This is a genomic window from Anaeromyxobacter sp. PSR-1 (genome assembly GCF_000964525.1).
Lineage (GTDB): Bacteria > Myxococcota > Myxococcia > Myxococcales > Anaeromyxobacteraceae > Anaeromyxobacter.
In genome coordinates this window covers 1-13,591 of the sequence record NZ_BAZG01000110.1, presented here as the reverse complement: position 1 = coordinate 13,591, position 13,591 = coordinate 1, and the positions used below count along the sequence as shown (strand labels likewise).

Annotated in this window: 15 protein-coding genes and 1 pseudogene; 4 read left to right on the top strand and 12 right to left on the bottom strand. The window is 79.0% G+C overall.

All coding sequences use genetic code 11. The annotated features are described in order from the left end of the window. The 3 genes from PSR1_RS15365 to PSR1_RS15360 all read left to right on the top strand — a co-directional run. Positions 1-1,734 (top strand): AAA family ATPase (locus tag PSR1_RS15365; protein ID WP_059438374.1); only part of this gene is annotated, 1,734 nt, incomplete at its 5' end. Between the two features lie 48 nt (positions 1,735-1,782). After that, a complete protein-coding gene (locus PSR1_RS24600) occupies positions 1,783-2,058 on the top strand; it encodes an NAD(P)-binding domain-containing protein (protein WP_237758020.1) in 276 nt (91 codons plus the stop codon). Further along, complete coding sequence (locus PSR1_RS15360) at positions 2,034-2,639, top strand: DUF2520 domain-containing protein (protein ID WP_237758017.1); 606 nt, start codon at positions 2,034-2,036, stop codon at positions 2,637-2,639. Before PSR1_RS24600 ends, PSR1_RS15360 begins: the two co-directional genes overlap by 25 nt. Here the strand turns inward: PSR1_RS15360 and nadD are convergent. From nadD to PSR1_RS15305, 11 genes are all read right to left on the bottom strand, one after another. Beyond that, entirely contained in the window at positions 2,627-3,190 is a 564-nt protein-coding gene (gene nadD / locus PSR1_RS15355) for a nicotinate (nicotinamide) nucleotide adenylyltransferase (RefSeq protein ID WP_059438373.1), read from the bottom strand. The two genes, PSR1_RS15360 and nadD, sit on opposite strands and share 13 nt — an antisense overlap. Next, positions 3,187-3,750, bottom strand: a complete 564-nt coding sequence (locus PSR1_RS15350) for a hypothetical protein (RefSeq protein ID WP_059438372.1) — start codon at positions 3,748-3,750, stop codon at positions 3,187-3,189. The genes nadD and PSR1_RS15350 overlap by 4 nt, the downstream gene beginning before the upstream one ends. Before the next feature lie 28 nt (positions 3,751-3,778). Further along, positions 3,779-5,020: an exo-beta-N-acetylmuramidase NamZ domain-containing protein gene (locus PSR1_RS15345; protein WP_059438371.1), complete on the bottom strand. Its 1,242-nt coding sequence runs from the start codon at positions 5,018-5,020 to the stop codon at positions 3,779-3,781. 91 nt (positions 5,021-5,111) lie between these two features. Continuing rightward, a complete protein-coding gene (locus PSR1_RS15340; protein ID WP_059438370.1) occupies positions 5,112-6,092 on the bottom strand; it encodes a hypothetical protein in 981 nt (326 codons plus the stop codon). Between the two features lie 56 nt (positions 6,093-6,148). Beyond that, a complete protein-coding gene (locus PSR1_RS15335) occupies positions 6,149-7,888 on the bottom strand; it encodes a caspase family protein (protein WP_059438369.1) in 1,740 nt (579 codons plus the stop codon). 119 nt (positions 7,889-8,007) lie between these two features. Next, positions 8,008-8,838: a hypothetical protein gene (locus PSR1_RS15330; RefSeq protein ID WP_059438368.1), complete on the bottom strand. Its 831-nt coding sequence runs from the start codon at positions 8,836-8,838 to the stop codon at positions 8,008-8,010. Positions 8,839-8,842: 4 nt separating this feature from the next. Then, positions 8,843-9,460: an RNA polymerase sigma factor gene (locus PSR1_RS15325; protein ID WP_059438367.1), complete on the bottom strand. Its 618-nt coding sequence runs from the start codon at positions 9,458-9,460 to the stop codon at positions 8,843-8,845. A gap of 14 nt (positions 9,461-9,474) precedes the next feature. Then, entirely contained in the window at positions 9,475-10,464 is a 990-nt protein-coding gene (locus tag PSR1_RS15320) for a lysylphosphatidylglycerol synthase transmembrane domain-containing protein (RefSeq protein ID WP_059438366.1), read from the bottom strand. A gap of 3 nt (positions 10,465-10,467) precedes the next feature. Beyond that, the gene (locus PSR1_RS15315) at positions 10,468-11,310 is read right to left on the bottom strand and encodes a polysaccharide deacetylase family protein (RefSeq protein ID WP_059438365.1); all 843 of its coding nucleotides are present in this window, start codon (positions 11,308-11,310) and stop codon (positions 10,468-10,470) included. A gap of 7 nt (positions 11,311-11,317) precedes the next feature. Further along, entirely contained in the window at positions 11,318-12,430 is a 1,113-nt protein-coding gene (locus PSR1_RS15310) for a glycosyltransferase family 4 protein (RefSeq protein ID WP_059438364.1), read from the bottom strand. Positions 12,431-12,460: 30 nt separating this feature from the next. Then, positions 12,461-12,742, bottom strand: a complete 282-nt coding sequence (locus PSR1_RS15305) for a hypothetical protein (protein ID WP_059438363.1) — start codon at positions 12,740-12,742, stop codon at positions 12,461-12,463. Positions 12,743-12,843: 101 nt separating this feature from the next. On the opposite strand from PSR1_RS15305, the gene PSR1_RS15300 reads away from it, so the two are divergent. Beyond that, a complete protein-coding gene (locus PSR1_RS15300; RefSeq protein ID WP_059438362.1) occupies positions 12,844-13,332 on the top strand; it encodes a hypothetical protein in 489 nt (162 codons plus the stop codon). Between the two features lie 5 nt (positions 13,333-13,337). Here the strand turns inward: PSR1_RS15300 and PSR1_RS15295 are convergent. Further along, positions 13,338-13,591, bottom strand: a pseudogene (locus tag PSR1_RS15295) (hypothetical protein); the annotation flags it as partial.

The window sequence follows — 13,591 nt, the reverse complement described above, 5'->3', positions numbered from 1 at the left end:
AACCTCACCGAGCTCGCCGCGGCCGGGAAGCTCGACCCGCTGGTCGGCCGCGAGCGCGAGGTGGAGGAGGCCATCGACGTCCTCGGCAAGCGCCGCACCAACAACCCGCTGCTGGTGGGCGAGCCGGGCGTGGGCAAGACCGCCATCGTCGAGGGCATCGCGCAGCGGCTGCTGGCCTCGGCCGGCCAGGCGCGCGAGCGGATCCTGGTCGAGATCGACATGGCGAGCGTGGTGGCCGGCACGCAGCTCCGCGGCGCGTTCTCCGAGAAGCTCCTCGGCATCAAGGAGGAGGTCCGCAAGGCCGGCGGCCGGGTGGTGGTGTTCATCGACGAGGTGCACACGCTCATGGGCGCGGGCGCCGCCGGCGAGGGGCCGCAGGACGCCGCCAACGAGCTGAAGGCGGCGCTGGCCCGCGGCGAGTTCCCCTGCATCGGCGCGACCACGCACGACGAGTACCGCCAGCACATCGAGAAGGACCCGGCGCTGGAGCGCCGCTTCACCCCGGTGCTGGTGCGCGAGCCCTCGGTGGCCGACACCGTCACCATCCTGCGCGGCCTCGCGCCCCGCTACGAGAAGCACCACCAGGTGGCCTACGCGCCGGAGGCGCTGGAGGCCGCCGCCACCCTCTCCGCCCGCCACGTCACCGACCGCTTCCTGCCCGACAAGGCGGTGGCGGTGCTCGACCTGGCCGGCTCGCGCGCGCACCGCGCCGGCGTGCGGCAGGTCGGCGAGCGCGAGGTGGCGCAGGTGGTCGCGAAGATGGCGGGCATCCCCGAGTCGCGGCTCCTCGCCTCGGACCGCGAGCGGATCCTGGGCATCCAGGCGGCGCTGGCCGCCCGCGTGGTGGGGCACGCCGACGCGGTGACCCGGATCGCCGGGGTGCTGAAGCGCAACTTCGCCGGCTTCGCCTCGCGCCGGCCCATGGGCTCGTTCCTGCTGCTCGGGCCGACCGGCGTGGGGAAGACCGAGCTGGCCCGCGCGCTCGCCGACGCGCTGTACGGCTCCGCCGACGCGCTGGTGCAGCTCGACATGACCGAGTGCGCCGAGCAGACCGGCGTGGCGCGGCTGGTGGGCGCCGCGCCCGGCTACGTGGGCTACGGCGAGGGCGGGCAGCTCACCGACGCGGTCCGGCGCCGGCCCGCCTCGGTGGTGGTGCTCGACGAGATCGAGAAGGCGCACCGCGACGTGCAGATGCTGCTCCTGCAGATCCTGGAGGAGGGCCGGCTCACCGACGGGCGCGGGCGGCTGGTGGACTTCTCCAACACGGTGGTGGTGCTCACCTCCAACCTGGGGGCCGCCGAGGCCACCCGCACCTCCACCGGCACCATGGGCTTCGGCGCCGCCGACCGGGCCGCGCCGCGCGAGGACCGCGCGCTCTCCGCCGCCCGGGGCGCGGTGCCGCCGGAGCTGTGGAACCGGCTCGACGAGCGGCTGGTGCTCGCGCCGCTGGCGCGCGACGAGGTGGCCCGCATCGCCCGCCTGCTGCTCGCCGACTCCTCGCGCCGCCTCGAGGGCGAGCGCCGCATCCGCTTCGAGGCGGACGACGCCGCGGTGGAGCACCTGCTCGACCACGGCGGCTGGGACCCGGCGCTCGGCGCGCGCCCGATGCGCGGCGCCATCCAGCGGCTGGTCGAGGCGCCGCTCGCGGAGCGGATCCTCGCGGGCGAGCTCGTCGCCGGCGACGCGGTGGCGGTGAGCGTCGCCGACGGCGCGCTCGCGTTCGCCCGCGCCTGATCGGCGCCCCGGCTTGCCGCCGGCCCCGCGCGGCGGGAGACTCGCCGCATGCCCTCCGCCTACGTCCTCGGCGCCGGCCGGCTCGCCTCCGCGGTCGTCCCCGGCCTCCGCGCCGCCGGCTGGCGGGTGGCCGGGGGCGCCCGCACCGCCCGCGGCCGGGCGCGGCTGCGCCGGCTCGGCGCCGAGCCGCTCCCGCTCGACCGCGCCGCCGGCTTCGACCTGGTGCTGCTGGCGGTGCCGGACTCGGTCATCGAGGAGGTGGTCCGGGCCTCGTCCCCCACCTCGCCCGCGGGCAGGTGGTGGCGCACGGCGCCGGGGCGCTGACGCTCGACGTGCTGGAGCCGGCGCGCCGGCGCGGCGCCCTCCCCGGCTCGCTCCACCCGCTCCAGGCGCTGGCGGGCGGGCCGTTCCAGCCCGGCGCGGCGGCGGCGGTGGACGGCGGCCCCGCGGCCCGGCGGCTCCTCGTCCGCGCCGCGCGCGACCTGGGCCTCCGGCCCATCCGCGTCCCGGCGTCGGGCCGGCCGCTCTACCACGCGTCGGCGGTGATGGCCTCGAACCTGGTGATGGCGCTCGCCGACCTCGCCGCGGAGACCTGGGCGCGCGCCGGGGCGCCGCCCGCCGAGGCGCTGCCGGCGCTGGTGCCGCTCCTGCGCGGCGCGGTGGAGAACCTGGCCGAGCGCGGCCTGCCCGGCGCGCTCACCGGGCCGGCCTCCCGCGGCGACGCCGGGGTGGTCCGCCGGCAGGTGCGGGCGCTGCGCGGCGAGGCGCGGGACGCGTACCGGGTGCTCACCCGGCGGCTCGTCGGGATCGCGGCCCGCGGCGGGCTCGACCGGGCGCGCGCGGAGGCGGTGCTGCGGGCGGCGGGCGGCGCCCCGCGGCGGCCCGCGCGGCGTCAGCCGCGGTAGAGCCCCCGCTCCTCGACGTAGCGCAGCACCTTCTCCGGCACGAGGCCGCGCACGTCCTCGCCGCGGGCGATGCGCGCGCGGATCTCGGTGGACGAGATGGCGGGCAGGTCGGGCGCGCCCGGCACCGGCGGGTGCCCCTGGCGGCCCACCACGATGATGCGCGCCAGCTCCTGCACCCGGTCCCAGCGGTACCACTTGGCGGTCTCGGCGAGGATGTCCGCGCCGACCACCAGCGCGAAGCGGCGGTCCGGGTGCTTCGCCGCGAGGTGCTCGAGCGTGCGGGCGGTCTTCCCCACCAGCGGGTCCCCGGCCAGCTCCGCCTCGGCGCCGCACACGTGCACGCCGCGCAGCGCCCGCGCGGCGAGCCGGCACATCTCCAGCCGGTCCTCGAACGGCGCCAGCTCCTTGCCGAACGGGTGGCGGAACGCGGGCAGGAGCCACACCTCCGCCACGCCCTGCGTCGCGAGCGCCCACCACGCGGCCATGAGGTGGGCCACGTGCGGCGGGTTGAAGGAGCCGCCCAGGAGCGCGATCTCGCGGCCGCCGCTCATCGCACCGAGATCCTCCCGCCGCCGCCGGACGCGGCGGCGCGCTCGCGGCGCAGCTCCGCGCCGTCGAGGCCGAGCACGGCCAGCGCGAACCCGTCCGGCCCGAGCTCCAGCACCGCGCAGGTGGGCGGCTCGGGCGCGGCGCCGGGCGTGGCCGCGGCGGCGCGCACGCGCCCGGGCGCGACGAAGCAGCGCGGCCCGATCGCCACCAGCGCGGCGCGCGGGGCGCGTCCGTGCAGGAGCAGCGTCGCGTTCGCGATGTCGTCGCGGGTCAGCTCGGCCTTGTCGTGCACCGCGCAGCAGAGCAGGCCGTCGAGGAGATCGATCACCTTGGCCGGCGCGCCGGCCGCGCGCTCCGGATCGGCGCGGCTCGCCACCCGCACCACCCGCCCGGCCAGCGGGTCCGGCCCCGCCGCCGCGCGCCGCGCCAGCGCCGCGTCCAGGTCGGCGAGGCGCCGCCCCAGGAAGAAGGCCCGGTCCACGCCCGCGCGCGCCAGCACGTCGAGGGCGCGCAGGAGCGCGTCCACGTCGCCGTCGCTGTCGCTGGCCAGGCCGATGCGCACGCGGGCTCCGGAGGAGGGACGGGGAAGGCTAGCGCAGGTCGCGATAGCGCAGGAAGGGCGACCGGCGGCGGGCGAAGGCCCGCTCCTCCGGCGCGAACGCCCGCGCCAGCTCGGCCGGCGACGCGCCCGCCTCGATCCCTTCGCGCTCCCGGGCCGAGCCGCACAGCAGGTCGAAGGCGGGGACGTCCGCCACGAACTCGTACGGCTCGGTGCGCCAGGCGAACCGGGCCGGATCCTGGGCGCGGGCGCGCACCACGCAGGCGAGGCCGGTGCGGAACGGGCGGAAGCGCTCGGGATCGGTCACGTGCAGCTCCACGCCGTGGCAGCGGACGCCGGCGTGCTTGTCCCAGGTCGGCACGAAGCTCACCGGGCGGAAGGCCACGCCCGGGAGCCGGTCGAGCGCGAGGTCGGCGGCGAGGCGGGCGCCGTCCAGCCAGGGCGCGCCGAACAGCTCGAACGGGCGCGTGGTGCCGCGCCCCTCCGACAGGTTCGTCCCCTCGAGCAGGCACATGCCGGGGTAGACCAGCGCCGTCTCCGGCGTGGGCATGTTCGGCGACGGGAACACCCAGGGCAGGCCGGTGTCGCGGAAGCGCTGCCCGCGGCGCCACCCCTCGCACGGCACGAGCTCGAGCTCGAGGTCGAGCCGCCGCTCGGCGCGGAACAGCAGCGCCAGCTCGCCGACCGTCATGCCGTGGCGCACCGCCAGGTCGTGCAGCCCGCAGAAGCTCTCGAAGCCCGGGCGCAGCGCGGGCCCTTCCACCCGCACGCCGTCGATGGGGTTGGGCCGGTCGAGCACCACGAACGCGACCCGCGCCGCCGCGGCCGCCTCCATGCACAGCATCATGGTGGCCTGGTACGTGTAGAAGCGGGTGCCGACGTCCTGGATGTCGAAGACGAGCGCGTCGAGGCCGGCGAGGTGCTCGGGGCGCGGCTTCAGCGACTCCGGCGTGGCGCCGTAGAGCGAGTGGACCGGCACGCCGGTGCGGGGATCGCGCTCGCCCTCCACCGCGGCCATGTACTGCGCGTCGCCACGGACGCCGTGCTCCGGCCCGAACAGCGCCGCGAGCCGCACGCCGCGCGCGCCGTGGAGCAGGTCGGCCGCGTGCACGAGCCCGGAGGTGACGGCGGTGGGGTTGCAGACGAGCCCCACCGCGCGGCCGCGCAGCGGCGCGAAGCGGCGGGCGGCCAGCACGTCCAGGCCGGAGCGGACCGCGCCGCGCCGCGCCGCGCGCGGGCTCTTTCGTGGGGTCGGCGGGCGGCGTGGGCTCATGCGTGGGGGCTCGCGGGCGCGCCCGGGCCGGGCGGCTCGCGACGTTGTACCGCGCCGCGGCGCGGGCGGGGAGCTTCCGGCCGGCGGCGGCTCAGGGCGGCGGCGGCGCGCAGAGGCCGCCGTCGCAGGTCCAGCCGGCGCCGAACGGGGCGCACTGCCCGGCGTCCTGGCAGGGCGCGGTGCAGTAGCCGGGCTGCTCGGCCGAGGTCCGGCGGCAGGACCCGTCGTGGAGCGCGTCGTCGCAGACGTCGTCGCTCACGCACGGCGTGCCGGCGACCGACAGGTAGGTGGCGCAGTCGCGGTCCGCGAGGCACTGGCCGCCGCTGCAGTCGAGGCCGGCCGGGCAGGGCGCGCCGCCGTCGCAGGTGTACGCGCAGGCGCTGCCCGACGGATCGGCGTCGTGGCAGAGCCCGTCGTCCTCGCACTCGAGCGCGCTGCTCTCGCAGCCGCCGGTGGCCGTGCAGCCCCGCTCCGCCTCGTCGCCGTCCACCAGCAGCTCCAGCTCGTAGGGCGTGCTGGCGCCCTCCACCACGTCCACGTCCGCCCCGCCCTTCAGGAAGCCGACCATCTCCGCGGTGAGCCGGTAGCGCCCGGCGGGCAGCGGCTGGAAGAGCGCCGTGGTGGTGCCGAGCGGCAGCCGGGCGCCCGGGTCGGTGCCGGTCACGTCGAGCCGCGGATCGAGCGGCAGCGCCCCGCCCACCGCGCGGACGCCGGCCAGGATCGCGCCCGCGAGCGGCATCTTGGCGGCGGCGCCGGCGGCGCCCTCCCCGCGCCGGTCGGCGACGGTGCGGACCCCGGCGCCCTCCACCTCGATCGGCACGCGCTCGGCGCGCACGCCGCCGTCGTACAGCACGAGGTCGTGCTCGCCGCGCGGGAGCGCGAGGCGGTAGGCGAAGTCGCCCGCGGCGGCGGCGCGGACGACCAGGTCCGGCCGGCCGAGCGGATAGACGTAGGCGCCGGCGGACGCCCCCAGGATGCGCCCCTGCACCTCGCCGGTGGACAGGTCCGGGCTGTCCAGGCCGCCACACCCGAGGGTGAGCGCGAGGAGCACGGCGAGCGTCGTTCGCGACATGCGGCGGAACCTCCGTCCGTCGGACCCCGGGGTCCGGGCTGCCGGCCACGCGCCCATCAGAAGCGGTACCCCGCGCCCACCAGCAGCTCGGCCAGGCCGGTGGAGCGGTTCTCGCGGTCCACGCGGAGGAGCAGCCAGTCCAGGTGCAGCTCCGCGCCCGCGGTGAAGCCGCGCCCCAGCGGCACGGCGGCCCCGAGCAGCAGCCCGGGGGTGAACGTCAGGACGCGCTGCGCGGGCGGCGCGAGCGCGAGGTCGAAGCGCCGGTCGAGCCAGAGCAGCGAGAGGCGCGGGCCGGCGAGGAGCGCGGCGCCGCGGAGCGCCGCCGGCTCGAAGCGCCACGGGACGCCCACGCCGGCCGCCAGCGCGGTGTAGTCGAAGGTGGCCTCGGCCCCGTCCTGCCGGATGCGCGAGCGCCCGAAGGAGGTGACGAGGTCGAGCCGGAGCGAGAGCGAGGGCGCCGGCCAGCCGCGCGCGGTGAACGCGCCGCCGAAGCCGGGGACCGGCCCGAGCACCTCGCGCCGGCTGCGCGCGTCCAGGAACGCGAGCAGCGCCACCCTCGGCGCCGCCTCCCAGCGCCCCTGCGCCCGCTCGAGCAGCGTCACCACGTCCACCCGCTCGCCCGGATCGAGCGAGACGGTGCGATCGAGGAGCGCCGGCCCGCCGCCCTTCGCGAGCTGCACGCGGCTGCGGCCGGGCTCGAGGACCACCCCGCCCGGCAGCTCCGCCAGCGGCCGCCCGTCCACGCTCACCGTGAACCCGTCGAGCCGCGTGGCGTAGCTGTACAGCTCCGGCTTCCCCTTCCGCTCCACCCGTCCCACCAGCACGATGGGGTCGGCGCCCACCTCGGTGGACTCGGCGCTGGGCCGCTGCCGGCCGGCGGTGTAGGCGTAGGTCCGGCGGCGCGCGTAGTCGTGCGCCTCCGAGGCGGTCACCGCGCCGTCGCCGTTGCGGTCGGCGCCGGAGCGGAGCGCCTCGACCAGGAAGTACGTGTAGATGTCGTGCCCGAGCCGCTCGTCCTCGCGGGCCGTCTCGCCCCAGTCGCTGGCGGCGAGCACCGTGCTCGCGCGCGAGACCTCCTCGATGGGCCGCACCAGGAAGCCGGCCTTGGTGGCCTCGAGCTCGCGGCGGACCTCCTCCGGCAGGAGCGACTTGCCGCCGCCGGAGTGGCAGGTGGCGAGCACCAGCACCTTGCGGCGCGAGCGGAGCCGGTCGAACTCGGCGTTCAGCTCGTCCATGGCGAGCGCGGTGCCGGGCACGTCGTCGAGGCGCGTGTCGCGCACCACCAGGTAGCGGCGGAGCTGGCCGGCCGCGTCGCGCGCGAGCGTGCCGTGCGAGGAGACGTAGACGACCACGGTGTCGCGCTCGTCGCGATCGGCCGAGGCGAGCGCCCGGAGCGCGTCGCGCACCTCGGCGCGCGTGGCGCCGGTGAGCACCCGCACCTCGTCGAACCCGCCCGGATCCCGCAGCGCCTCGCCGAGCGCGCGCGCGTCGGCGTCCGGGTACCGCAGCGGCCGCCAGCTCGCGTCGTCGAAGCGCTGCACGCCGAGGAGCAGCGCGATCCGCTTCGGCGCGTGCGCCGCCGCCACGGTCGCGCGGGGCAGGTCGAGCGGGACGAGCCCGCCCTTCTCCGCCGGCGCCCCGGGGTCCCCGGCGGGCGGCGGCGCGGGCGCGGCAGGGGGCTCCGCGCGGACGGCGGCCGGGGCGAGGCAGGCGAGCGCGGCGAGCAGCACGCAGGCGCGGCGCGCGCGCGGGGGCGCGGCCGCGGGCCGTGGCGGGCTGGGGGACGGCGCGAACATCGGGCTCCTTCGTCTCGCCGGCGGCGGTTCCCTCGGCCGCCGCCGGCCGTTGCTCCGGTCGAGGGAGCCGCCCCGTGGCCCCCGTCCCGGCGCGACCCCTCGCGCCGGCGCAGCCCCTCCTATTGCACCGTGACGTCCACCGCGTCCACCGAAAGCCCCTCCAGGCCGGGGGCGATCGGCTCCATCCGCGCACCGCCCGCCACCTGCCCGGCGGCGCGCGCGGCCGCGGCCTCGTCGAGGGGGGCGGAGCTCGCGATCGCCACGAAGCGCTGCGGGCCGGAGAGGTCCGCGAGCGGGTACGCCGCCGGCCGGCCCTCCACCGCGACCACGGTGCGCCCCGCGGGCAGCGACGCGCGGAAGAACACCTCCGGCAAGCGCCCCGGCGCCGCGCGCGCCAGCGCCACCTGCGCGGCGCGCCCCAGCTCCACCTCGAACTGCAGGCTGGCCGCCGCGGGCACCGCCTGCCCGGAGACGCCCTTCTCCACCGACGGCGCGCCGGCGCCGCCGGCGATCACGAGGAAGCGCAGCCGCACCGGGACCGCGGCGGGCGCCGCGCCCATGCCCTTCTCGCCGGTCCACTCCGGCCGGCCCGGCCGCTCCGGCGCCCGGCTCGCGAGCCACAGCCCGGCCAGCCCGGCGGCGACCACGCCCGCCGCCACCGCGAGCGCCGGGCGCGGGAGGCGGAGGCGCCCGGCGCCCCGGGCCTCGGCGGCGAGCCGCTGCTCGATGCGGCGGTACTCGAGATCGTTCCCGGGCGCGCCGGGCGGGCCGAGCGCCGCCAGGGCCCGGTCGGCGCGGGCGTCGAGCGCGTCCGGCTCCGGCCGGGCGGCGAGGAACGCCTCGCAGGCGTCGCAGCCGGTCGCGAGGTGGCGCGCCCAGGCGGCCGCCTCGTCCGGGGGAAGCTCGCCCCGGATCAGCTGCGCGTAGACGGGTTCGGTCAGGTGGGCCACGTGCCTAGGACTCCTCACCCCGCAGCCTGGCCACCTCGGCCAGCAGCCGGCGCTTCACCTTCGCCCGGAACCGCTCGAGCCGCATGGTGATCGCGCTCTTGCCGACGCCCAGGCGGGCCGCGATCTCGCGCGCGGTGAGCTGGCCCTCCAGGTAGAAGAGCCGGACCGTCTCCTTCTCGGGCCCATCCGGCAGCTCGTCCACCACCCGGCGGACCAGCTCCAGCTCGGCGCCGGCCTCCGGGTCCGGGGCCTCGGCCTCCGCCGTGCCCAGCGCCTCCGCCTCGCGCCCCAGGTCCTCGGCGAGCTGGCTCCGCGCCCGGCCGCGGGCGATGCGGGTGATGGCCCGGTTGCGGGCGATGGTGAGCAGCCAGCCGCCGAAGCGCGCCGGCTGCTCCAGCCGCGCCAGGCTCGCGAAGGCGCGGACGAACGCGTCCTGCACCACGTCCTCGGCGTCGTCGGCGTCGAGCGCCGGGAAGCCGCGCGCCAGCCGGTGCACCGCCGGCCGGTGCCGGTCGTAGAGCGCGCGCTGGGCGGCGCGGTCGCCGCGCAGGGCGGCCGCCACGTCGGCGGCGTCCGCCGCCCCCGCGTCCTCCCCGCCCTCGGCCTTGCCGTGCGCCGTCACGGGCGCGGAGGGTACTACGGACCGGTCGGAGCGTCCCGTCCCGCCGCGCGCGCCTCCCGCAGCAGCACCGCGCCGCCCACCACGCCCACCGGCACGAGGTGCGCGAGGTGGTACAGCAGCGCGAACGCCAGCGCGGCCTCGCGCGAGGCGCCCGCCCCCGCCAGCGCGAGCACCACCGCCGCCTCGAACGGCCCGGCGTTCCCGGGCGACACCGCCACCACGTTGGCCGCGGTGGACGCCACCACCGCCAGCCCCGCCGCGAACAGCGAGGGGGGCAGCCCCACCGCGACCAGCGCGAGCAGCGCGATGAGCACCTCGGCCGCCCACCCGGCGAGCCCCCACGCGAAGGACGCGGCGAGCGCGCGCGGATCGTGCGCCGCCGCGAGCCCCGCGCGCAGGCGCACCAGCAGGCCCGCCCCGCCGCCGCGCTCCGGCGCGCGCCCGCGCGGAGGCCGGAGCAGCCGCGCCAGGAGCACGCCGGCCACGGCCACCGCGGCGAACACGAGCAGCACCTGGCGCGCCCAGCCCGGCAGCGGCCCGAGCAGCGCCAGCGCGGCGAGGAGCGGCACCAGCGTGGCCGCGCCGACCACGTAGTCGAGCGCCGCTGCGGTGAGGAGCGACGCCACCGGCACGCCCGACCGGCGCGAGAGCAGCATGGCGCGGGCCACGTCGCCGGCCCGGGCCGGGATCACGAGCGAGAGCGCGAAGCCGGCCACCACCGCCGAGAACGCGTCGCGGAAGCGCACCCGCAGCGCGGGGCCGCGCACCACCGAGGCCCAGCGCGCGCTGTGCAGCGCGAGCGAGAGCAGGTTCGCGCCGCCCGCGGCGAGCAGGAGCAGCGGGTCGGCGCCGGCCACGACGCCGGCGACCTCGCGCAGGTCCACGTGGCGCGCCGCCAGCACCGCCAGCCCGGCGACCACCGCCAGGCCGGCCAGGTGGAGCGCGGTCCGGCTCCCGGGTCGCGCCGGCGCGAGGGACCGCAGGCCCGCGAGCCGGTCGCCCATCCGCTACGCGCCCCCCCGCGCGGCGGCGCCCGCCCCGCCCGCGGCCGCCCGCGCCGCGGCGAACGCGTCCAGCGTGACGAACGCGTAGCCGGCCTCGCGCCAGCGGCGGACGATCTCCGGCACCGCCGCGGCGGTCTGGTCGCGCCGCGGGTCGAGGCCGGGCGTGGCGCAACCGTCGTGCAGGAGCAGGATCTCGCCCGCCCGCATGCGGCGGCTGGCCCGCGCCGCGATGACCTCGGCGCCGGGCCGCTCGGTGTCGAACACGCCGCGCGTCCAGCCCACCAGCGTGAGGCCGCGCCGGCGCAGCGCCGGCCCGAGGAACGGCCCGCGGAAGCCGTGCGGCGCGCGGAACAGCGGCGCGGGCTCGACCCCGGCGGCGCGGATGGCCCCGGCGCAGCGATCCAGCTCGGCCGCCACCCGCCGCGGCCCGGCGAGGAGCAGCTTCGCGTGCGTGTCGCCGTGCAGGGCCACCAGGTGCCCGCGGCGCGCGACCTCCCGCACCCGCTCCGGCGCGCGGCGCGCGGCCTCGCCCAGCACGAAGAACGTGGCCCGCACGCCGGCGCGATCGAGCGCGTCGAGCACCGCCGGCGTGTCGTCGGAGGGGCCGTCGTCGAAGGTGAGCGCCACCGACCGCGCGCCGGCGGGCCCGCGCCGCAGGCTCCGGCCGGTGAGGTCGAACGGCACCCAGAGCGCCTGGAGCACGGCGAGCGCGGCGACGACGGTGGCGAGCCCGAGCGCCGCGCCGGGGCCGGGCCGGCCCTCGAGCGCGAGCCGCGCCGCCAGGCCGAGCGGCGCCACGCCCCCGAGCACCGCCAGCGCCACCGCGAGCCGCTTGCGGGCCGGCACGCGCGCCTCAGCCCCGCACGCCGATGGAGCGGTACAGCCCGAGCACCTCGCGCGTCACCGAGGGCCACGCGTAGCGCTGGGCGGTGAGGCGGCCGTGCTCGCCGTACGCCTGCGCGCGGGCCGGCTCGCGCGCGATGCGCACCAGCGCCCGCGCCCACGCGGCGGGGTCGTCGCCGGAGAGCAGCTCGCCCTCCCGGCCGTGCTGCATCACCTCCCGGAAGCCGTCGATGTCCGCGGCCAGCACCGGCTTGCCCGCCGCCATGGCCTCGAGCAGCGTCACCCCGAAGCTCGCCAGCCGCGTGGGCGCGCAGTAGACGTCGGCCGTCGCGTACCAGTCCGGGCGCTCGTCCAGCACCCGGCCGGCAAACACCACGTCCTCACGCAGCTCGCGCGGCACCATGGCACGATAGCGCGGCAGGAGCGGGCCGTCGCCGAGAACCAGCAGCCGCGCCCCCACCTGGCGCCAGGCGCGGTGGAACGACGCGAGCAGCCGGTCGAGGCCGTTGCGCGGCTCGAGCCGCCCCACGAACAGCACGTTCAGCTTGCCGTCGTCGTAGCGGCGGATGCGGCGCCCGCGCGCGAAGCGGTCGGTGTCCACGCCGTTCGGGATGATGCGGAAGTCGGCGTGCAGCCGGTCGCGGAACGCGCCCAGGCAGGCCTGCGAGACCGCCACCGCCGCGTCGAGCCGGTCGAGGTAGCGCTGCAGCGGCCCGCGCATCATGCGGAACAGCAGGCCGGGCCGGAAGTTGGTGTGGAACGTGCCGACGAGCGGCCCGGTGGCGTGGTGGATGGCGAGCAGCGGCAGCACCGGGGTGAGCGGCGCGTGCACGTGGACCACGTCGAAGCGCTCGCGGGCGAGCACCTCGCGCACCGCGCCGCGGATGCCGAGGCCGCCGGTGACCCGGCCGAAGCCGCCGTTGGTGTACGCGGGCAGGCTGCGGCCCAGGCGGATCACGTCGGGCTGGGGCGCGCCCGCCTCGGCGCCCAGGTCCGGCATGGCCGAGGTGACGATCCGGACCGTGTGCCCGAGCCGCCTCGCCTCGCGGGCGAAGTGGTGGACGTGCTCCTGGATGCCCCCGACGCTCGGGTAGTAGTACTCGGTGACGACGCCGATCTTCACGGGGCACCTCCCTCCGGCGGAGGGGCGCCGTCAGCGGGGCATCGCCTGGCGGCGGCGCTGGAACGGGATCACCCGCGCCTCGCGCCGCGCCAGCGGGGTGAGCCGCCGGCCGAGGGGCGCGCGCCGCCAGAGCAGCGGGAAGAGCGCGAGCGCCGCGGCGAGCCAGGCGCGCGCGGTGACGAGGACGAGCGCCACCGCGGCGACGAGCGTGCGCGCGAGCAGCGCGAGCCGGCCCTCGGGGCTGCCGCGGGGGCCGGGGGCGGGGGCGAGGCGCAGGTGGCGGCGAGCGGGCTGGGCAGCGGGATCCGGCACGGGTTCCGTCCTCCGCGACGAATCTAGACACCGCTCCCGCGGACGGCCAGGCGACCTCGGGCGGTGGCGAGGGGCGGCGCCGACCTGCTACACACGGCGAGATGCCCGGCCCACCCCGACGCGCCCACGGCCTCACCCTGGCGGCCCTCGCGGGCGCCGTCCACCTCGCGTGCGACGCGGCCGCCGCGCAGGTCCACGCGGTCGCCCCGCCCTACCTCCTCCTCGACCACGCGGCCGAGCTCTTCAGGGATCTCCTGGCGTTGGATCGCACCGCCATCCTCGTCACCGTCTCGGTGGCCGCCTCGGCGGTGAACGGCGCCATCGCGGCGCTCATGGCGGTCGCGCTGGAGGACGCGCCGAGGCGCCGGCGCGCGCTCGCCTGGGTGCTCACCGCGTTCTGGGTGCTATCCGGGGGCCTGCTCATGCTGGTCTACCTGTCCCCGCCCTGGGGCGTGGCGCTCGGCAGCCTGGCCGCGGGGATCCCCCGCGCGTGGGCCGTGGCCTGGGTGCTCGATCGGGCGCTGGGCCGGCCCGCGCCGGCGGAACCGGAGGGCGGGGCCGGGCGGCCGGACGGCGTCCCCCCGGCGTAGCCCGCTCAGCGGCTGGACGGCAGCAGCGGCCGCAGCACGCGCTCGCGCGTGCCGGACGCGGCCCGGGCCTTCGCCTCGGCGGCGCGCGCCTTGTCCTCGCGGTGCGTGCGCGCGTAGAAGCGGGCCAGCCGGTCCCAGCCGGCGGCGCGGTCCGGCGCGGCCTCCGCCGCCGCCACCAGCTCCGCCTCGGCCGCGGGCAGCAGCCCCGCCGCCTCGTACCGCTCGGCGAGGCGGGCGCGCACCAGCGCGTCGCCGGGCC

Coding starts and splice junctions, on each gene's coding strand:
- PSR1_RS15335 (WP_059438369.1), bottom strand. CDS start 7,888: ATGTTCGCGCCGTCCCCCAGCCCGCCACGGCCCGCGGCCGCGCCCCCG.
- PSR1_RS24600 (WP_237758020.1), top strand. CDS start 1,783: ATGCCCTCCGCCTACGTCCTCGGCGCCGGCCGGCTCGCCTCCGCGGTC.
- PSR1_RS15345 (WP_059438371.1), bottom strand. CDS start 5,020: ATGAGCCCACGCCGCCCGCCGACCCCACGAAAGAGCCCGCGCGCGGCG.
- nadD (WP_059438373.1), bottom strand. CDS start 3,190: ATGAGCGGCGGCCGCGAGATCGCGCTCCTGGGCGGCTCCTTCAACCCG.
- PSR1_RS15340 (WP_059438370.1), bottom strand. CDS start 6,092: ATGTCGCGAACGACGCTCGCCGTGCTCCTCGCGCTCACCCTCGGGTGT.
- PSR1_RS15300 (WP_059438362.1), top strand. CDS start 12,844: ATGCCCGGCCCACCCCGACGCGCCCACGGCCTCACCCTGGCGGCCCTC.
- PSR1_RS15320 (WP_059438366.1), bottom strand. CDS start 10,464: ATGGGCGACCGGCTCGCGGGCCTGCGGTCCCTCGCGCCGGCGCGACCC.